Annotated in this window: 20 protein-coding genes; 5 read left to right on the top strand and 15 right to left on the bottom strand. The window is 71.3% G+C overall.

The annotated features are described in order from the left end of the window. Positions 1 to 15: 15 nt before the first annotated feature. The 6 genes from rpmF to GT755_RS23830 form a co-directional block, all read right to left on the bottom strand. Positions 16 to 195 carry a 50S ribosomal protein L32 gene (gene rpmF / locus GT755_RS23855; RefSeq protein ID WP_030456611.1) on the bottom strand — a complete coding sequence of 60 codons (180 nt, stop codon included), beginning with the start codon at positions 193 to 195 and terminating at the stop codon, positions 16 to 18. A 1-nt stretch (position 196) separates the two neighbouring features. Then, positions 197 to 754, bottom strand: coding sequence for a YceD family protein (locus tag GT755_RS23850; RefSeq protein ID WP_062349517.1), 558 nt, complete (start codon positions 752 to 754; stop codon positions 197 to 199). 75 nt (positions 755 to 829) lie between these two features. Next, the gene (gene coaD, locus GT755_RS23845; protein WP_161481871.1) at positions 830 to 1306 is read right to left on the bottom strand and encodes a pantetheine-phosphate adenylyltransferase; all 477 of its coding nucleotides are present in this window, start codon (positions 1304 to 1306) and stop codon (positions 830 to 832) included. A gap of 9 nt (positions 1307 to 1315) precedes the next feature. Then, positions 1316 to 1882 (bottom strand): 16S rRNA (guanine(966)-N(2))-methyltransferase RsmD, encoded by a 567-nt coding sequence (rsmD, locus tag GT755_RS23840; RefSeq protein WP_161481870.1) that lies wholly within the window; start codon positions 1880 to 1882, stop codon positions 1316 to 1318. A 417-nt stretch (positions 1883 to 2299) separates the two neighbouring features. Then, a complete protein-coding gene (gene recG / locus GT755_RS23835; protein ID WP_161481869.1) occupies positions 2300 to 4462 on the bottom strand; it encodes an ATP-dependent DNA helicase RecG in 2163 nt (720 codons plus the stop codon). 34 nt (positions 4463 to 4496) lie between these two features. Further along, the gene (locus GT755_RS23830) at positions 4497 to 6047 is read right to left on the bottom strand and encodes a DAK2 domain-containing protein (RefSeq protein ID WP_161481868.1); all 1551 of its coding nucleotides are present in this window, start codon (positions 6045 to 6047) and stop codon (positions 4497 to 4499) included. 123 nt (positions 6048 to 6170) lie between these two features. Between GT755_RS23830 and rpmB the strand changes: the two genes are divergently transcribed. Then, positions 6171 to 6356: a 50S ribosomal protein L28 gene (gene rpmB / locus GT755_RS23825; RefSeq protein WP_030456605.1), complete on the top strand. Its 186-nt coding sequence runs from the start codon at positions 6171 to 6173 to the stop codon at positions 6354 to 6356. Positions 6357 to 6417: 61 nt separating this feature from the next. On the opposite strand, the gene thiD is transcribed toward rpmB, so the two are convergent. The 3 genes from thiD to GT755_RS23810 all read right to left on the bottom strand — a co-directional run bounded on the left by thiD (position 6418) and on the right by GT755_RS23810 (position 9543). Continuing rightward, positions 6418 to 7221: a bifunctional hydroxymethylpyrimidine kinase/phosphomethylpyrimidine kinase gene (gene thiD, locus GT755_RS23820; RefSeq protein WP_161481867.1), complete on the bottom strand. Its 804-nt coding sequence runs from the start codon at positions 7219 to 7221 to the stop codon at positions 6418 to 6420. A 28-nt stretch (positions 7222 to 7249) separates the two neighbouring features. Continuing rightward, on the bottom strand, positions 7250 to 7792 hold the full coding sequence (locus GT755_RS23815; RefSeq protein ID WP_161481866.1) for a hypothetical protein: 543 nt from the start codon (positions 7790 to 7792) through the stop codon (positions 7250 to 7252). An 818-nt stretch (positions 7793 to 8610) separates the two neighbouring features. Further along, on the bottom strand, positions 8611 to 9543 hold the full coding sequence (locus tag GT755_RS23810) for a thiamine-phosphate kinase (RefSeq protein WP_161482202.1): 933 nt from the start codon (positions 9541 to 9543) through the stop codon (positions 8611 to 8613). 64 nt (positions 9544 to 9607) lie between these two features. Here GT755_RS23810 and GT755_RS23805 point away from each other — a divergent pair, with 64 nt between their 5' ends. Further along, positions 9608 to 9841, top strand: a complete 234-nt coding sequence (locus GT755_RS23805) for an Lrp/AsnC family transcriptional regulator (RefSeq protein WP_061297054.1) — start codon at positions 9608 to 9610, stop codon at positions 9839 to 9841. Then, complete coding sequence (locus GT755_RS23800) at positions 9838 to 10257, top strand: DUF3515 domain-containing protein (RefSeq protein WP_161481865.1); 420 nt, start codon at positions 9838 to 9840, stop codon at positions 10255 to 10257. The genes GT755_RS23805 and GT755_RS23800 overlap by 4 nt, the downstream gene beginning before the upstream one ends. Here GT755_RS23800 and GT755_RS23795 read toward each other — a convergent pair. The 4 genes from GT755_RS23795 to GT755_RS23780 form a co-directional block, all read right to left on the bottom strand. After that, positions 10254 to 11348 carry a D-alanine--D-alanine ligase family protein gene (locus tag GT755_RS23795; RefSeq protein WP_161481864.1) on the bottom strand — a complete coding sequence of 365 codons (1095 nt, stop codon included), beginning with the start codon at positions 11346 to 11348 and terminating at the stop codon, positions 10254 to 10256. The genes GT755_RS23800 and GT755_RS23795 overlap by 4 nt on opposite strands. Positions 11349 to 11388: 40 nt before the next feature. Beyond that, positions 11389 to 12576 (bottom strand): trans-sulfuration enzyme family protein, encoded by a 1188-nt coding sequence (locus GT755_RS23790; RefSeq protein WP_161481863.1) that lies wholly within the window; start codon positions 12574 to 12576, stop codon positions 11389 to 11391. 175 nt (positions 12577 to 12751) lie between these two features. Beyond that, entirely contained in the window at positions 12752 to 13756 is a 1005-nt protein-coding gene (locus tag GT755_RS23785) for an NAD(P)H-dependent glycerol-3-phosphate dehydrogenase (protein ID WP_030456597.1), read from the bottom strand. 21 nt (positions 13757 to 13777) lie between these two features. After that, the gene (locus tag GT755_RS23780; RefSeq protein ID WP_161481862.1) at positions 13778 to 14452 is read right to left on the bottom strand and encodes a lysophospholipid acyltransferase family protein; all 675 of its coding nucleotides are present in this window, start codon (positions 14450 to 14452) and stop codon (positions 13778 to 13780) included. Positions 14453 to 14533: 81 nt separating this feature from the next. Between GT755_RS23780 and cofC the strand changes: the two genes are divergently transcribed. After that, positions 14534 to 15148, top strand: coding sequence for a 2-phospho-L-lactate guanylyltransferase (cofC, locus tag GT755_RS23775; protein WP_161481861.1), 615 nt, complete (start codon positions 14534 to 14536; stop codon positions 15146 to 15148). On the opposite strand, the gene GT755_RS23770 is transcribed toward cofC, so the two are convergent. Beyond that, positions 15137 to 16579, bottom strand: coding sequence for an MFS transporter (locus tag GT755_RS23770; RefSeq protein WP_161481860.1), 1443 nt, complete (start codon positions 16577 to 16579; stop codon positions 15137 to 15139). The genes cofC and GT755_RS23770 overlap by 12 nt on opposite strands. A gap of 107 nt (positions 16580 to 16686) precedes the next feature. Here GT755_RS23770 and GT755_RS23765 point away from each other — a divergent pair, with 107 nt between their 5' ends. After that, positions 16687 to 17604, top strand: coding sequence for a TetR/AcrR family transcriptional regulator (locus tag GT755_RS23765; protein WP_202610447.1), 918 nt, complete (start codon positions 16687 to 16689; stop codon positions 17602 to 17604). A gap of 112 nt (positions 17605 to 17716) precedes the next feature. Here the strand turns inward: GT755_RS23765 and GT755_RS23760 are convergent, their stop codons facing one another. Next, entirely contained in the window at positions 17717 to 18016 is a 300-nt protein-coding gene (locus tag GT755_RS23760; protein WP_030456592.1) for an HU family DNA-binding protein, read from the bottom strand. Between the last annotated feature and the right edge of the window lie 55 nt (positions 18017 to 18071).

Genomic DNA, 18071 nt, shown 5'->3' with positions numbered 1-18071 from the left:
GAGCCGCCGGGGCGGTCAGGCGTTGGGCTCGATGACCTGGCGGCGGTTGTAGGTGCCGCACTCGCCACAGGCCATGTGGGGGCGCTTGGGGGAGCGGCACTGGGGGCAGCTCACGAGCGCGACCGCACTGGTCTTCCACTGGGACCTGCGGGCGCGCGTGTTGGCCCGCGACATCTTCCTCTTGGGAACGGCCACGTCAGGCCTCCTGATCGTCTTCGTCGTTGTTGGAAACCAGGCCCCGCAGTGATGCCCAGCGGGGATCGAGCGTCTCGTGACGGTGGTCGGGACCGGCCTCGGCCAGCCTGACCCCGCACTCCGCGCAGAGACCGGCGCAGTCGTCGCTGCACACCGGGCTCAGCGGCAGCGCGAGCACCACCGCGTCACGGAATGTCGGCTCAAGATCCAGTAGCTCGCCGTCGAGGATCTGGTCGTCCTCTCCGGCGTCTTCCGCCGTGTAGAAGAAGAGCTCCTGGAAGTCGACCTCGACATCCGAGGTCAGGGGTTCCAGGCAGCGCGAGCACTCTCCCGTGAGAGGCGCCAGCGCCGTGCCCGTGACGAGCACGCCCTCCATCACTGCTTCGAGCCGGAGATCCAGCTCGACGTCGGCGTCTTTGGGGACGCCGATCAAGCCGACCGCGACGTCCGCCGGTGCCGGGAGAACGGGTTTCATCGTGCGCATCGACCCCGGGCGGCGCCCGAGGTCATGGGTCGAGATTACCCATGGAGCGCGAGGGTCGAGGGTGTGCACTTTCATCCTGGTCTCTTAGGCATGGCGAATCACCGCCGTCGTGCAAGGCCGAAACGCAAGAATACCAGCCCGCCGGGGACCTCAGCCGCGCACGCGTTCCACCAGCAGCTCCAGCACGAGATCGGGCACCAGGCCCGACACGTCGCCGCCGTAGCGGGCGATCTCCTTCAGCCGGCTGGAGGACAGGAACGAGTATTCGGGGTTGGTCGACATGAACAACGTCTCCACCCCCGACATGCGGTAGTTGAGCTGGGCCATCTGGAGCTCGTAGTCGAAGTCGCTGACCGCGCGCAGCCCCTTGACGATCGTCGGGATGCCCTGCTCGCGGGCGAAGTCGACCAGGAGGCCGTGGAACTTCTCGACCCGGACGTTGCCGTACTCCTTGGTGACCGCCTGGAGCATGTCGATGCGCTCCTCGACGGTGAACAGGCTCGTCTTCTCGATGTTGATCAACACCGCGACGACGACCTCGTCATACAGGCGTGACGTCCGGCCAATGATGTCGAGATGGCCGTTCGTCACGGGATCGAACGATCCGGGGCAGACGACTCTGCGCACAACAACCCCCTACTCGGCCCGGTTGGCGTGACCGTACCAAACGGTCGCTTCACCGTAACGGCGCGCCCTGGCCTCCTCGAAGCCGGGGGGCCATCGCAGATCATTCCCTCTGGTCTCGCGTTCGACCGCCACCAGCGCCCCGTCGGCGAGCCAGCCGTTCTCCAGCAGCTGGACCAGCACCTTGTGGACCACGTCGTCGGAGACGGCATAGGGCGGGTCGGCGAAGACGAAGTCGTAGGGCTCGCCCTCGCACGGGCGCGCGACGAGCCGCTCGACCTTCTCGGCCCGCACCACGGCCCCGGGGAGGTTCAGCGAGGCGACGTTGGCCCTGATCGTGCGCAGGGCCTTGGCGTCCGACTCGACGAGCAGCGCGTGGGCGGACCCCCGGCTGAGCGACTCCAGCCCGATGGCGCCCGACCCGGCGTAGAGGTCGGCCACCCGCTCCGGCACGCCGACGAGCGACCCCACGGTCGAGAAGATGCCCTCACGGGCGCGGTCGCTGGTGGGCCGGGTCCCCTTGCCGGGCGGGACCTCGATCCGCCTGCCACCGGCGGTTCCGGCGATGAGACGCGTCACCGGCCCATTGTCCCGGAGAGCCGGAATGGAAAAGCTCGGTAATGCCTGGCGAAGGAACGGCCAGGGTCGTTCCGTTCGGGCCGGGAGCCCTGCACTATGAACGTGCGGCCTTCAAGGTGACCCAGGGGAAGGCCGGCCGGCGTGATCGTGAGCCCTTCCGCACGCCGGCGCCCTCGGCACCTGACCCGAGGGTGGGCCCAGCCGGGGACGGCATTCGGGGGGAGGCCGTCCCATGGCTGGGCCCTGGGTCATTTCTATGACCCAGGGCCCTCCATCCGGCAGCCTTCTGCCCGGATCGCTCCCTTTTCGAAACTCTTCTTCGGTTACGGCTCCCGCCTGGGCAACCCCGATCGCCGCCCCCGCGCCTCGCCGCAACCGGCGCCGACCCCCGCTCCCGCCCCGCACCGCCACGCCGGATCAGGTCTTCTCCAGGTACTCCGCGCGCTCCCCCGCCGCCAGGGCGTCGAGTTCGGCCCTGAGCGCCGGGTGGTCGGCCAGTTCCGGGTCGCGGGCCAGCAGGTTCTGCGCCTCCTCGCGGGCGTCGGCGATGACGTCTTCGTCGCGCAGCAGCTGGAGCATGCGCAGCGACGACTTGCGCCCCGACTGGGCCGCGCCGAGCACGTCGCCCTCCCGCCGCTGTTCCAGGTCGACCCGCGACAACTCGAAGCCGTCGAGCGTGCTCGCCACCGCGTCGAGCCTCTCGCGGGCGGGGGTGCCGGGCATGGTCTCGCTGACCAGCAGGCACAGGCCCGGCAGGCCGCCTCGGCCGACCCGGCCGCGCAGCTGGTGGAGCTGGGAGACGCCGAAACGGTCGGCGTCCATGATGATCATCACCGAGGAGTTCGGCACGTCGACGCCGACCTCGATGACCGTGGTGGCCACCAGCACGTCGATCTCGCCCCGGGTGAAGGCCCGCATGATCGCGTCCTTCTCCTCGGGCGGCAGCTTCCCGTGGAGCACCTCGACCCGCAGCCCGGCCAGCGGGCCGGAGGCCAGCATCTCGGCCACGTCGAGGACCGCCAGCGGCGGACGCCGCTCGTCGGCGTCTTTGGTCAGGTCGCCCTCGTCGCCCTCCAGGTCGCCGATGCGGGGGCACACGATGTAGGCCTGCCGGCCGAGGCCGACCTCCTCGCGCACCCGTTCCCACGTGCGCTCCAGGTAGTGGGGCTTCTCGGCGGCGGGCACCACGTGGGTGGTGATCGGCGCGCGGCCCGAGGGGAGCTGGGAGAGGGTCGAGACCTCCAGGTCGCCGAACACCGTCATGGCGACCGTTCGGGGGATCGGGGTCGCCGTCATCACCAGCACGTGGGGACGCCCGGACGCCGACTTCTCCCGCAGCGCGTCGCGCTGCTCGACGCCGAAGCGGTGCTGCTCGTCGACCACGACCAGCCCCAGGTCGGCGAACTGGACCTTGTCCTGGAGCAGCGCGTGGGTGCCGACGACGATGCCGGCCGCGCCCGAGGCGGCGTCGAGGAGGTTCTGCCGCCGCGCGGCGGCGCCCATCGAGCCCGTCAGCAGGGCCACCGACGTGCCGCCGAACATGCCGCCGCCCGCGAGGTCGCCGAGCATGGCGGTGATCGAGCGGTGGTGCTGCTGGGCCAGCACCTCGGTCGGGGCCAGCAGGGCCGCCTGGCCGCCCGAGTCGGCGACCTGCAACATCGCGCGCAGGGCCACCACGGTCTTGCCCGCGCCCACCTCGCCCTGGAGCAGGCGGTGCATCGGATGGTCGCGCCCGAGGTCGGCGGCGATCTCGTCGCCCACCGCGCGCTGCCCCTCGGTCAGCTGGAACGGCAGCCGCCCGTCGAACCCGGCCAGCAGGCCGTCGGCGCTGCCGGGCCGGGGCCTGGCGGGCAGGGCGTCGGCGGCCATGCGGCGGCGGACCAGCACGGCCTGGAGGTTGAACGCCTCGTCGAACTTGAGCCGCTTCCTCGCGCGGGCGATGTCGCCCTGGTCGCGCGGGCGGTGGATCAGGGTCAGCGCCTCGGCCAGCCCGATCAGCCCGTGGCGCTCGCGCATCGGGGCCGGGAGCGGGTCGTCGAGGGACAGGGTGTCGAGGATCAGCCGGACCGCGCGCCCGATCTTCCAGCTGGCCAGGTTCTGCGCCGACGGGTAGATCGGCACCGGCGCGGTGGCGAACTCCTCGCTGGTCTCCTCGTCGTCGGTGACGTAGTCGGGGTGGGTGAGCGAGCGGCGTTTGGCGCCCTTCGGGGAGACGAAGACGTTGACCTTGCCGGAGAACGTCGCTTCGGTGCCCGGCGGCAGCCGCTGCTCGGCCACGAACGCGCCCTTGCCGAAGAAGGCCAGGTGGATGCGGTCTTTGCCGTCGGTGACCTCGACGTCGAGCCAGGTGCCCTGGCGGTTCTTCATCGGCCGCCGCTGCACCGCCGACACGCGCCCCCGGACGGTGGCGATCTCGTCGTGTTCCAGCGAGGCGATCGAGGTCAGCTCACCCCGCTCGGCGTAGCGGCGCGGGTAGTGGCGCAGCAGCTCGCCGACGGTGGCGATGCCGAGGGCGTTTTCGAGCGGCGCGGCGGTCTTGGCGCCGACCACCCGCTTCAACGGCTCGTCGAACCTGGTCACGACACCCAGTTCTACCGCGCCCGGGCGACAGAAATCACTCGACACCGATGAGCAGCGGATAGCCGCCCTGCCCGCCCGCGTGGACGACCACCTCGACGTCGGGCCGCTCGACGGCCAGCAGGTCCTGGACGGCCTTCGCCAGCCCCTCCCCCGTCTCGCCCCCGGTCACCAGGGTCACCAGCTCGCTGGAGGCCGACACCAGCCGCCGCACCACGTCCTCGGTCACCTCCCGCAGGTCGGCCCCGATGAGCGCGACGTCCCCGTCGACCACCCCCAGGACGTCGCCCGGCCGGCACACCCCCGCCGACGTCATCGCCTCCCGGTTGGCCACCCAGACGTGCCCGTGCCGGGTGTGGGCGGCGGCCTCGGCCATGGCCAGCACGTCGTCGTCGAACCGCCGGGCCGGGTCGTGCACCGCCAGGGCCGCCAGCCCCTGCACCGAGGCGAGCGTCGGCAGCACCCCGACCACCGTGCCCTCCTCGCGGGCGATCTCCGCCGCTGCGGCGGCGACCGAGCGCACCGCGGCGTCGTTGGGCAGCACCGCGACCTCCGACCCGGCCTCCCTGATCGCCGCGAGCACCGCCGCCAGCGGCGGCGACGAGCCCGGTTCCCGGGTGACCACCACGGCCCCCGACTCGCGGAAGAGGGCCGCGAGCCCGTCTCCGGCGGCGACCGCGACGACCCCGCGCCCGCCCCCGACATGGGGCCGCCCGCCGAGGTAGGTGATCCTGATCCGGTAGGGCCGCCCGGCCGCCAGCCCGGCCTCGATCGCGGCCCCGGCGTCGGCGACGTGTACGTGCACGTTCCAGAGCCCGTCGCCGCCCACGATCACCAGCGAGTCGCCCAGGGCGTCGAGCTGCTCCCGCAGGCGGTCGACCGAGGGGGCCTCCAGCAGGTACATGACCTCGTAGCCGTGGACGTCCTCGTCGTCCTCGCGGAGCACCGGCCGGGTCGGCGCGGGCACCTCGTGGCGGCCGTGCACGCCCGTGACGACGTCCACGAGCGTCTCAAGGATGATCACCAGCCCGGCCGCGCCGGCGTCGACGACCCCGTTCCTGGCCAGCACGTCGAGCTGGACGGTCGTGCGCGCGAGCGCCTTGCGGGCCTCCTCGGCCGCCTTCGCCGCGATGGCCGCGAGGTCGCCCGGCAGATCGCGGACCGCCGAGGCGGCCGTGGCCAGCACGCTCAGCACGGTCCCCTCGACCGGCCGCGACACCGCCGCCGTGGCGAGTTCGGCCGCCCTGACCAGGCCGGTTCGCAGGTCGGCGGCGCGGCCTTCGGCCGTGCGGAGGACCTCGGCCAGCCCGCGCAGCGCCTGGCTGACGATCACGCCCGAGTTCCCCCGGGCCCCGAGGAGCGCGCCGTGGGCCAGGGCCCGCCAGGTCGCGTCGTGATCGGCGGTGTCGGGCAGCGCGTCGAGGGCGTCGGCCGCCGCGAGGAGCGTCAGGTGGAGGTTGGTGCCGGTGTCGCCGTCGGGGACCGGGTAGACGTTGAGCGCGTCGATCTGGGCGCGCGCCGCGCCGAGCGCCTGCGCCGACCGCCGGGCCCACTCCCGCACCGCGGGAGGATCGAGGACGTCCAGCATGGGTGATCCCTTCGTTTAACATGCATTGGCCGACATCGGCTATCCTCATATGGCCAGCCGTTCGGCCTGGCCTTTCTGCCCGATACGACCCGGGCTCCCTGATTCTCCGAAGGAGCGATGACCGTGGCTTCCGTCTGCGACGTCTGCGCTAAGAAGCCGATTTTCGGCAACAACGTCTCCCACTCGCACCGCCGAACCCGCCGTAACTGGAAGCCCAACATCCAGACCGTGCGCGCGACGGTCAACGGGACGCCGAAGCGGCTGAACGTGTGCACCTCCTGCATCAAGGCCGGGAAGGTCACCCGCTAGCACTGTTCCGAAAAGGCCCGCCTCACGAGGCGGGCCTTTTCGTGTTCTCCCGTGTACGCCCTCACTGCACGACGTCGAGGGGCCGCCACTGCCAGGCGTGGTCGACCGGGCCGATGCCCGCCCCCAGGCCGAACCCGTGGGCGATGGCGCCGGTCACGTAGTCTTTCGCGATCCTGACCGCGTCGGGCACGTCTTCGCCGTGGGCCAGGTGGGAGGCGATGGCCGAGGCGAGGGTGCAGCCGGTGCCGTGGGTGTGGTGGTTGTCGTGGCGTTCGGCGCTGTAGCGATATTCCGTCTGGCCGTCGGTCAGCAGGTCGACCGGCTCGCCCGGCAGGTGGCCGCCCTTGATCAGCACCCATTCCGGGCCGAGCGCGAGCACGGCCTCGGCCGCGGTCATCATCTGCTCCTCGGCCTCGACCTTCACGCCGGTGAGCTGCTCGACCTCCCACAGGTTGGGCGTCACGACGGTGGCCAGCGGCAGCAACCGGGTCTTGACGACGTCGACCGCCGCCGGTTCGAGCAGCGGATCGCCGTGTTTCGACACCCCGACGGGGTCGATCACGATCGGTGCGTCGACGCCCGCGAGCCGCTCGGCGACGGTCTGGACCAGGATCGGCGAGGCCAGCATGCCGGTCTTCACCGCGTCGACGCCGATGTCGCCCAGCACCGAGTCGAGCTGGGCCCGCACCGCCTCGGGCGGCAGCTCCCAGTAGCCCTGCACTCCCAGGGAGTTCTGCGCGGTCACCGCGGCTATCACGCTCATGCCGTGGACGCCGTTGGCCAGCATGGTCTTCAGGTCGGCCTGGATGCCGGCGCCGCCGCCGGAATCCGAGCCCGCGATCGTCAGCACACGCGGTGGGGTCATGCTGACATCCAATCAGTTGCCTTCCCGGCTAGAACTCGAACCCCGGCTGGTTCTGCGTCGGCCCGGTGTCGAGGTCGACCTCGACGGGAGGCGGCTCGGGCGTGGGCGTGGTGGGCTTGGGCTTCGGGCTCGGCTTGGGCTTGGTGACCACCGGCTGCGGATGCGGCCGCGAGGTCGCCTGCGCCGACTGGGAGGACTTCGGGGTCGGGCTGGGCGAGGCCTTCCGGGGCGTCGGCGACGGCGAAGGCGGCGCGGTCTCGCTGGGCGTGGGCACCACCACCAGCTCGGTCCCGCCGGACGCCAGCCGGATGCCCAGCAGCGTCAGACACACCGCCGCGACCACGGCCACCCCGGAGATCACCGCCATCCGCCGCGACCGCGCGATCGGCACCGCCTCCCGGTTCCGCCGCCGGCGACCGGACCTCGCCCCGCCGGGAAGCGGCGCCTCGGTGGTGCTCCCGGGCATCTCCCCGGTGCTCGCCTCGTCGTCGGGCCACCGATAGCTCAGCTGCGCCGTCCCCTGCGCCTGCTGCCCCGCCGCGGCCTCGGCCGTCCCGAGAGCCGCCCGCACGGGAGCCGTGATCGGCCCGGTGGCCGGATCGTCAGACCCCGCTCCCTGGTTCTGAACGCCGTCATTCCCGAAAGGCGGCCCGACCGGACCGGTGAACGGCCCGGTCGAAGGACCTCCGGGCGGCATCCCGACCGGTCCCGTGAAGGGACCCGTGGCAGGACCACCCGAGGGCATCCCGACTGGACCCGTGAACGGCCCGGTGGAAGGACCTCCGGGCGGCGTCCCGACCGGACCCGTGAAGGGACCCGTGGCAGGACCACCCGAAGGCGGCTCGACCGGACCGCTTGAAGAACCGGGGAAAGGACCGCCGGGGATCGGGCCCGTGAAGGGGCCCGTCGACGGACCGGCCGGTCCGGGACCCGCGTGGGGGTCGCTTGTGGGACCGCCGAAGACGGGGCCCGTGAACGGGCCGGTCGTGGGGCCGCCCTGGGCCGTGAAGGCGCCCGTCGAGGGCGGGCCGCCGGGAGGCGGGGCCGCGCCGGGGGGCGGTTGGTCGGGCATCGACCTGCCGGGCGCCTGGACGGGCGCCGCGAATGCGCCCGTCGAAGGAGGTTCGATCCGCTGCGTCGAGGGGTCGGCCGGGGCCTGGACCGGGGCGGCCAGGGGGCCGGCGGGCTGGGGATCGCCGGAACTCGGGATCGGTGCAGGTGGAACCGGGCCCGTCAGGGGGTCGCCGGTCTCGTCGACCTTCTGCTTGGTTTTCTTGACCGGGGTCGTGGCCGTCCGTCCGGCCCGGTGGCGCCCCATTCCTGGTCCTTCCTGATCTGCACCCGCCAACCTTCTTACAAGGTCACGCTGCCGCTGTCACAAAGTTCCCGTCATCCTCGGAAGTGATCCCAACCCCCCGGGACATTCTCGCGCCCTCCGGCCTGTACTCCATCCCCTTCGGCCACATTTCCTACAATCCGCCACTCGGAAGGCAGGGAAACCCCTGATGGGAAGGTCGCCGCCAGCGCGTGATCCTCTCCTCCGGCGAGGATCCAGTCGACGGGATCGGCCCCGAGCGCCTTGGCCGCCGCCGCGAGATCGTCGGGCACCTCGACGGGGTCGAGCACGATCGCCACGCCGCTGGCCGCGCAGATGTGGCCGAGATCCTGCAGGAGGCCGTCGCTGACGTCGAGCATGGCCGTGGCGCCGAGCGCGGCGGCGCGCGGGCCCTCCGGGTAGGGCGGCCGGGGCCGCCGGTGCGCCTCCACCAGATCGTCAAAACCTGACAATCCCGCCAGAAGCAGTCGCAAACCGGCCTCAGAACGCCCGAGAGAGCCCGTCACGGCCACGACGTCGCCCGGCCGGGCCCCCGACCGCAAGACGGCCGAGCGGCCCTCCAGATCCCCCAGGGCGGTCACGCCCAGCACCACGGACGCCGACCGCGTCACATCTCCCCCGGCCAGGCTCGCCCCGACGAGGGCGCACTCGTCGCGGAGCCCGTCGACCAGCCCGTCGAGCCAGGCCACCGGCAGGTCGGCGGGTATGCCGAGGCCCACGAAAAGCCCCGTCCCGACCGCCCCCATGGCCGAAATGTCGGAAAGATTCTGCGCTGCGGCTTTTCGACCTATTTCGTACGGGCTGGACCAATCGCGGCGAAAGTGTCTACCCTCAAGAAGCATGTCCGTCGTGACGACGACCCTGCCGTCCGGAGCGCGCAGGATCGCCGCGTCGTCGCCTGGGCCGAGGAGGACTGTCGCTCCTTGGGGCAGACGCCCCGATATCCGGCTAACAACACCGAATTCGCCGAGTTCTCCGACTGTGATGTCACACCTCCTGGTGTTCGGGGTACCTTGACCTTTCGGTGGTGATCAATCCCGGGAGGACCTGATGGTGCAGGCCTACATCCTTATCCAGACCGAGGTCGGCAAGGCGGCGGCTGTGGCCGAGGCCATCTCGAAGATCCCTGGGGTCACCCAAGCCGAAGACGTGACCGGCCCCTACGACGTGATCGTCCGGGCCGAGGCCAACAACGTCGACGAGCTCGGCAAGCTGGTGGTCGCCCAGATCCAGTCCGTCAAGGGCATCACGCGTACGCTGACCTGCCCTATCGTCCACATATGAAGCGTGGCTGGTTGATCGTGGTGGTGCTGGCGGCGGGGTGCGCCCAGGCGGTGAGCCTCGACCCGCCGGCCCCCGAGGGGGCCGCCGCGACCGCCTGCCAGGCCTTGTCCGCGAAACTGCCGGCCACCATCGAGGGCCTGGCCCGCACCGAAACCGATCCGGTGTCCCCCTACACGGCCGTGTGGGGGGCCGGGGAGATCGCCCTGCGCTGCGGCGTCGGCCGCCCGGCCTCGATGGAGCCGACCGCCGAGGTGAGCGACGTCAACGGGGTCGGCTGGTTCGCCGATCCGGCCCGTCCGACCCTGTTCACCTCGGTCAACCGCGAGGCCTACGTCGAGGTGACGATCTCCGCGAACCATCAGCCGGGCAGCGTCCTGGTCGATCTGGCCGACCCGATCAAGGCGACGATCCCCTAGCGCAGGCCCAGCGGGCGCTGCAGGGCCAGCTGGATCAGCCGGTCGACGAGTTCCGGATAGGGCAGCCCGGTCGCCGCCCAGAGCTGGGGCGCCACCGAGAGCGACGTGAACCCGGGCATCGTGTTGATCTCGTTGAGGATCAGCCGCCCGTCGGGTGTGTAGAAGAAGTCGACCCGTGACAGCCCCTCGCAGCCGAGGGCCTCGTACGCCCGCACCGCCATGGCCCTGATCTCCTCGGCCACCTCCTCGGGGAGGTCGGCGGGGACCTGAAGGGCCATCTGGTCGGGGTAGTACTTGGCCTCGAAGTCGAAGAACTCCTGCCCGCCCGTGACCAGCACCTCGCCGGGCACGCTCGCGGCCGGCGGCTCGTCGCCGAGGCCCTGGAGCACCGCACACTCGATCTCTCGGCCGGGGATGGCCGCCTCGACCAGGACCTTCGGGTCGTGCTCGCGGGCGAACTCGATCGCGGTCTCCAGCTCCTCGGGCGTCGAGGCCTTGGAGATGCCCTGCGACGACCCGGCCCGCGCGGGCTTCACGAAGACCGGCCAGCCGAGCTCCTCGATCTCCTTGAGCACGCGGTGGCGGTCGGTGCGCCAGGTCCGGTCGGGCACCACGACGTACGGCCCCACCGGCAGCCCGGCCGAATTCAGGACGGCCTTCATGTACGCCTTGTCCATACCAACGGCACTCGCGAGGACCCCGGAGCCGACGTACCGGACCCCGGCCATCTCCAGCAGGCCCTGGATGGTGCCGTCCTCCGCGAAGGGGCCGTGCATGACCGGGAAGACGACGTCGACCGTGCCGAGCGAGCGCGGGACGTCGCCCGGGTCGAGGGCGACCAGGGAGCCGTCGCCGGGCGGGATGGCCAGCGCCGATCCGCTGGTGTCGACGACCGGCAGGGCGCCGTCCTCGATCGCGAAGCTCTGGGTGTCGGCCGCGATGACCCAGCGGCCGTCCGGTGCGATGCCGATCGGCACGACCTCATATCGCGCACGGTCGATCACCGACAGGACGCTTCCGGCACCCATCAGCGACACCGCGTGCTCGGAGTTGCGTCCGCCGAAGACGACGGCGACTCGAATCCGGTTCATGAGGTCCGAATCTATCCTGTCGAGGTGGAAAAACGCCTCGTCAGGTCCGAGCTCGGGGCAAAGAGCCCAATGCGTCGAGTGCCTGGGTGACGTCGGCGATCAGATCTTCGGCGTCTTCGAGCCCGATGGCGAACCGCACGGCCCCGGCGTCGACCCCCGGCACGCTCTCGTCGGAGCGCGCCACCGAGGCCAGGTGGACGGCCCTGGTGTGGGTGCCGCCCGCCGACGGCGCGATGGCGGCGGTGCGCAGCCGGTCGGCCAGCGCCACCCCGGCCTCGAAGCCGCCGTGGGGGGTGAGGGTGACGACCGCGCCGAACCGGGTGCCCTCGGGGCCGGAGTCGAACAGGTTCCGGGCGGTCTGGTGGCCCGGATGGGTGGGCAGGCCCGGGTAGTCGACCCGCCGGACGTGCGGATGCCTGGCCAGCGCCGCGGCGAAGACCATGGCGGTGGAGCACATGCGGCGGACCCGCAGCGTCAGCGTCTCCAGGCCCCGGCGCAGCAGGAAGGCGTCGTCGGGCGAGAGCGCCGAACCGGTGTCGATGCGGGTCTGGCGGACCTTGGCGACCAGGTCGGGACGGCCGACCACGACGCCGCCGACGCAGTCGTCGTGGCCGCCCATGTATGTGGTCGCCGAGTGGATGACCAGGTCGGCGCCGTGTTCGAGCGGGCGGCAGACGACCGGGGTGGCGAACGTCGAGTCGACCACCAGCAGCGCGCCCGCCTCCCGGGCGACCTGGTAGAGGCCCCGGATGTCGGCCACCGCCATGGCGGGGGCGGCGAGCGTCTCGGCGTACAGGATCTTGGTGGTGGGCCGGATCGCGGCCCGCACCCCGCGCAGGTCGGAGTGGTCGACGAAGTCGGCCGACACCCCGAAGCGGGACAACACGCCGGCGAGCAGCGTGTAGGTGGCGCCGCTCACCTGCGCCGGGGCGACGACGTGGGAGCCGTTGCCCAGGAAGGTGAGCAGGGTCCCGGTGATCGCCGCCATCCCCGAGCAGAAGGCCTGGCCGGCGACGTCCTCCGGCGCGGCGGCCCCTTCGAGGGCGGCCACCGCCGCGGCGAACGCGTCGACGGTCGGGTTGTCGACGCGGCCGTACGTGTATCCCGGCCGGTGCCCGGCGACCACGTCGGCGTGCTCCCCCGAGGAGCCGAACGCCCACGAGGCCGACCGCCAGACGGGCTGCCCGAGCGCCTCCTGCCGGGGCGACGACGGCTTCGGCAGGTGCACGGAGCGGGTGTTCTCTCCGGGAGCAAGAAGCGGACGGCCCGAAGCCGGCCCTGGCTCGCTCGGTGAATCCGCCCGATCGAACCCCGGACGCCGGCGGCCGGAGGGCTGCTGCGGCTCGCGCCGTGGTTCGGGCTCTGGGGAGCGCCGGGCTCGGCTCACCGGGCGTCACCCGCTCTCACACGTAGCGCTCTGGTTTGGGGGTGCGGGACATCAGCAGCATCGCCGCCTCGCCCGGGGTCATCCCGTCGTGCACGACGCCGACGACCACCTCGGTGATCGGCATCTCGACGTCGTGCTTCCTGGCGAGTTCCAGCACCGACTCGCACGACTTGACCCCCTCGGCGGTCTGCTTGGTCACGGAGACGACCTCGTCGAAGGTCATTCCGCGCCCAAGATTCTCACCGAAAGTACGGTTACGGGACAATGGAGACGTACACGTCGCGATGAGATCGCCCATCCCGGCGAGGCCGGCGAAGGTGTGCTGATCGGCGCCGAGCACCACGCCCAGCCGGGAGATCTCGGCCAGGCCCCGGGTCATCAGCGTCGCGGCCAGGTTGTCGCCCATGCCCATACCCGCCGACACCCCCACCGCGAGCGCGATCACGTTCTTGACCGCGCCGCCGACCTCGACCCCGACCACGTCGGTGTTGGTGTAGGTCCGGAACCAGGGCAGGTGGATGGCCTCCTGCAACCGGGCCGCCACCGCCTCGTCGGAGCACGCCACGACCGTCGACCCCGGCTGCCGCTGGGCCAGCTCGCCCACCAGGTTGGGGCCGGACACGACCGCGATCCGCTCTCTCGGCACCCCGCCGACCTCTTCGATGACCTCGCTCATCCGCTTGGTCGTGGACAACTCGATGCCCTTCATCAGGCTGACCAGCACCGCCCGGGGCGGCAACCAGGGCCGCCACGCCTCCAGGTTCTGGCGGAGCGTCTGCGAGGGCACGGCCAGCACGACGTACTCGGCGCCGTCCATCGCCTCGGCCGGGTCGGTGGTCGCGCGCACCGTGTCGGGCAGCCGCAGTCCGGGCAGGTAGTCGGGGTTCTCGTGGCGCTGGTTGATCGCCTCGATGAGATCGGGCCGGCGGCCCCACAGCGTGGTCTTCGTGCCCGCCTCGGCGAGAATGAGCGCGAACATGGTGCCCCACGAACCGGACCCGAAAACGGCAGCCTTGGTCATGGTGCTCACCGTACGCGGTGATTAGGCGTCAGGCGCCTTCTCACCCCGCAGCTCCGCGAGGAGCAGTGTGACGGCGCGCATGATCTCGGCCGTCGCCTCGGCTGGGCGGCCCTCGAAGCCCGACAGGTCGACCGGTTCGCCGACGAGCGCCTTGAAGGTCTTGCGGGGGAACAGCCGGGGCTTCTTCTCGCCGTACGGCAGCAGTTCCTGCGCCCCCCAGTGGGCGATCGGGATCACCGGGGTGCCCGTCGCCAGGGCCAGGCGGGCCGCGCCGGTCTTGCCGGCCATCGGCCACAGGCCGGGGTCGCGGGTGATGGTGCCCTCGGGGTAGAAGAGGATCGAGCTGCCCTCGGCCAGGCGTTCCTCGGCGTCGTGCAGCGAGCGGGTGGCCTCGGCGCTGCCCCGGTAGACCGGGATGGTGCGCAGCGCGGCGATCACCTTGCCGAGAACCGGCACCGCGAAGACGCCCGACTTGGCCAGCACGACCGGCCAGCGCCCGGAGGCGTAGAGGAGGTGGCCGAGCAGCACCGGGTCGGTCCACGACAGATGGTTGGCGACGATGATGACGCCGCCGGTCCGGGGGATGCGGTCGATCCGGCGCCAGTCGTGCTTCACGAGCAGCAGGGAAAGCGGCTTGATGATCACGACGGCGACCGTCTCCCAGAAACGGGACGGTCGCCCGGGGCGGCGGCTCATCGAACACCTCGGTCTGTCACGGAAAGGACCCCCAGTGTCCCGGTTGGCCCGAGGAGATGTCGAGGCGCGATGCTTGGTGTCATGCAACGGCTCGGATGGACGATCATCGTCCCCGTCAAGACTCTGATCAGGGCCAAGACCCGGCTGGCCGCCGCCGCGGGGCCCCACCGGGAGGACCTGGCGGTGGCGGTGGCCGCCGACACGGTGACGGCCGCGTCGTCGGCCGAGGGGGTCACCCGGGTGATCGTGGTGACGGCCGACCCGCGGCCCGCGGCCGTGCTGGCGGGGCTGGGGGCGGATGTCGTACCGGACCCGGACGTCGGGCTGAACGCGGCCCTGCGGGCCGGGGCGGCGAGCGCCACCGGCGCGGTGGCCGCCCTGCAGGCCGACCTGCCCGCGCTGCGCCCCCGCGAGCTGGCCCGGGTGCTGGCGGCCGCGGCCGAGTTCGACCAGGCGTTCCTGCCTGACGCCGCCGACGTCGGCACCGTCCTCTACGCGGTACGCCCCGGCGTGCCCTTCCGGCCGAGGTTCGGCGGCGAGTCGCGGGCCCGGCACCTGTCGGGCGGCGCCAAGGAGCTCTGCCTCCCCGACGTCGACTCGGTCCGCCGCGACGTCGACACGATCGAGGACCTGGCCGAGGCGGCGGCGCTGGGCCTGGGCCCCCACACCGCCGCCGTGGCGAGGCTAGTGCTGTAGATCCTCTTCGCGGACGTGCTTGGGGAGCAGGAACGACACCACGAAGGTGAGCAGCAGCATCCCGGCGACCACCCAGAGCGTGGTCTCCATCGCGGTCTCGAACGTGGCGGGGCTGGGCACGTCGCCGAGCAGGCCGAAGAAGACCGTGCCGAGCAGCGCCACCCCGAACGCGCCGCCGAGCTGCTGCACCGCGGTGAGCGTGCCCGAGGCCGAGCCGGTCTCGTGGGGCTCCACCCCGGCGAGCACGAGGTTGAAGAAGGGCGCCATCAGGAAGCCCATGCCGACGCCCGTGATGATCAGCGCGGGGGTGAGCTGCCAGGGGGTGACGCCGAGCCCGGCGAGCTGGAGCGTCACCCAGACGAGCACGACGCCGAGGGTCATCAGCAGGGTGCCGCCCTGGAGGCAGGCACGGCCGTGCTTCATGAGGGGCTGGACCAGCCCGAAGCCGATGATCATGCCGACCGACCACGGGACGCCGGCCAGGCCCGCCTTCAGCGGCGAGTAGTGCAGCCCGATCTGGGTGTAGAGGTTGAAGACGAGCATGAAGCCTGACATGCCGGAGAAGAAGACGAGCCCGGTGACCAGGCCGCCGTTGAAGGCGCGCTTGCGGAACAGGCTGCCCTCGATCAGCGGGTCGCGCCCTGCCCGGGTGCGCCGGCCCTGGTACCACCCGAACAGCCCGAACACCGCGAGCGAGGCGGCCAGCATCACGAAGGCCCACGCGGGCCAGTCGTGCTCACGGCCCTGGACCAGCGGGAACACGACGAGCAGCCCGGCGACCGAGGCGAGCACGACACCGACCAGGTCGAGCGAGGGCGGGGTCGGCGACTTCGACTCGGGCAGGTAGCGCAGGCCGCCCGCGACGGCCAGCAGCCCGACGGGCAGGTTGATCAGGAAGATCATGCGCCAGCCGGTGCCGAAGAAGTCGGCGTCGACCAGCCACCCGGCCAGGATCGGCCCCCCGACCGACGCCAGGCCCATGACCGGCCCGAACATGCCGAACGCCTTGCCCATCTCCGCGGGCGGGAACATCTCGCGCAGCATGCCGAGCCCCTGCGGCAGCATGACGGCGGCGAACAGGCCCTGGAGGGCGCGTGAGGCGACGAGCATCTCGGGCGACATCGCCAGGCCGCAGAGCAGCGAGCTGACGGTGAAGCCGACGGCGCCGACGAGGAACATGCGGCGCCGCCCGAAGACGTCGCCGAGCCGGCCGCCGGTGAGCAGGCCGGTGGCCATGGCCAGGGTGTAGGCGGCGCCGAGCCACTGGAGCAGCGTCTCGGAGCCGCCCAGTTCGGCCTGGATGTGCGGGCCGGCGATGTTGGTGACCATGGCGTCGATCAGGTCCATGATCTCGGCGCCGAGGATGACGAAGAGGGCGGGCCAGCGCCACCGGTAGCCCTCCGTCACCCCCGCGACGGTCGTGTGGGACATGCGATTACCCCCGGGAGGAGAACAGTGTTCATAATGAAGTGAACACTGTTCTAGCATGAACGGTGTTCAGTAAGCAAGAACACTGTTCATCTGAAAGGCTTGGCGCCATGACCATGCCGACGCCTCCATGGGAGAAGAACGAGCACGAGCCCAAGCGTCCGGCGAAGGTCCCGCTCACCCGCGACCGCATCGTCGACGCGGCCTACGTCGTGCTCGACCGCGAGGGCTACCACCGCATGAGCATGCGCCAGGTCGCCGCCGAGCTGAGCGTCGCGGTCTCGGCCCTGTACGCCCACGTACAGAACAAAGAAGAGCTGTTCAAGCTCATGTACGAACGCATGTTCGTCGGCGGCGGCCTGCCCGAGCCCGACCCGGCGAACTGGATGGAGCAGATCAAGGACTTCGCGCGGGCCGGCCGGGAACGCCTGCGCGCCCATCGCGACCTGGCCTGGATCTCGATGCAGCACGTGCCGTTCACGCCCGAGCTGATGCCCAACGTCGAGAAGCTGATGGCGATCCTGCGCTCCGGCGGCCTGCCCGACCGGGTCGCCGCCATCGCGGGCGACCTGCTGTCGACCTTCCTCGAAGGCTTCACCCTGGAGGAGAGCACCTGGGAGCAGCGTTTCCAGGCCTCCACGCCCGAGGAGTGGGCCGAGGTCATGGAGCAGCTGGAGGGCTACTTCCGCGACCTGCCGGCCGACGAATACCCCAACCTGACGGCGATGGCGCCCTACATGACCGGCGAGACCAACGACTACCGGTTCGAGCTCGGGCTCGACGTCATCCTCAGAGGCCTCGCGTCCTACATCGACTACCCTGACGGCGTGCAGGCGACGGTGAAGACCTTCGACGACGAGACCCGGTCCGGGTCGGTCTACCTCGACGACGGCACCGAGGTGCCGTTCCCGGCCGCGGCCTTCGACGCGGGCCCGCTGCGGCTGCTCCGGCCGGGCCAGCGGGTCAACATCGTGCTGACCGACGGGGTGATCTCGTTCATTACGCTCAGCACATTTCCGGTGCCGTGAACAGGAACGGCGCCCCCGAAACGATCGTTTGCATCGGGTGCGCCGTTATCCGCGTTTTATTGCTTTCTCCCGGCTCGAGCCACGGCCGGCCTTCGGCCGTCCGCGTCTCTCGCTACTTCTTCTTCTGCGCCTTCTTTCCGCCCGCGTTGACCAGTTCCTTGAAATCGGCCCCCGGACGGAACTTCGGCGCCCAGCTCTCGGCGACCTTGATCGGCTCACCCGTGGAAGGGTTGCGCGCGGTGCGGGCCGGCTTGTGCGCCATTTCGAAAGCGCCGAAGCCGGTGATCGAGACCTTGTCGCCGCTGGCCACGGCGTGCTGAATGGCGTCGATGACGGCGTTGATCGCTTCGGTCGCCGTCTTCTTGTCGCCGACACGGTCGGCGATGGCGTCGACGAGTTCCTTCTTGTTCATGTGGTTCCTCCCCCTTACGCGCTTTGAAAGTAGGGGAGGAACGCGCGCGACTCAA

It is taken from the genome of Herbidospora solisilvae (assembly GCF_009901565.1).
GTDB classification, from domain to species: Bacteria; Actinomycetota; Actinomycetes; order Streptosporangiales; family Streptosporangiaceae; genus Herbidospora; species Herbidospora solisilvae.
Note: the sequence above shows the minus strand (reverse complement) of the source record. Positions and strands in the feature narration are given on the sequence as shown.

Coding starts and splice junctions, on each gene's coding strand:
- GT755_RS23770 (WP_161481860.1), bottom strand. CDS start 16,579: ATGTCCCACACGACCGTCGCGGGGGTGACGGAGGGCTACCGGTGGCGC.
- GT755_RS23760 (WP_030456592.1), bottom strand. CDS start 18,016: ATGAACAAGAAGGAACTCGTCGACGCCATCGCCGACCGTGTCGGCGAC.
- GT755_RS23850 (WP_062349517.1), bottom strand. CDS start 754: ATGAAAGTGCACACCCTCGACCCTCGCGCTCCATGGGTAATCTCGACC.
- cofC (WP_161481861.1), top strand. CDS start 14,534: ATGCAACGGCTCGGATGGACGATCATCGTCCCCGTCAAGACTCTGATC.
- GT755_RS23800 (WP_161481865.1), top strand. CDS start 9,838: ATGAAGCGTGGCTGGTTGATCGTGGTGGTGCTGGCGGCGGGGTGCGCC.
- GT755_RS23785 (WP_030456597.1), bottom strand. CDS start 13,756: ATGACCAAGGCTGCCGTTTTCGGGTCCGGTTCGTGGGGCACCATGTTC.
- GT755_RS23830 (WP_161481868.1), bottom strand. CDS start 6,047: ATGCTGGACGTCCTCGATCCTCCCGCGGTGCGGGAGTGGGCCCGGCGG.
- GT755_RS23795 (WP_161481864.1), bottom strand. CDS start 11,348: ATGAACCGGATTCGAGTCGCCGTCGTCTTCGGCGGACGCAACTCCGAG.
- GT755_RS23765 (WP_202610447.1), top strand. CDS start 16,687: ATGACCATGCCGACGCCTCCATGGGAGAAGAACGAGCACGAGCCCAAG.
- GT755_RS23805 (WP_061297054.1), top strand. CDS start 9,608: ATGGTGCAGGCCTACATCCTTATCCAGACCGAGGTCGGCAAGGCGGCG.
- thiD (WP_161481867.1), bottom strand. CDS start 7,221: ATGACCCCACCGCGTGTGCTGACGATCGCGGGCTCGGATTCCGGCGGC.
- GT755_RS23780 (WP_161481862.1), bottom strand. CDS start 14,452: ATGAGCCGCCGCCCCGGGCGACCGTCCCGTTTCTGGGAGACGGTCGCC.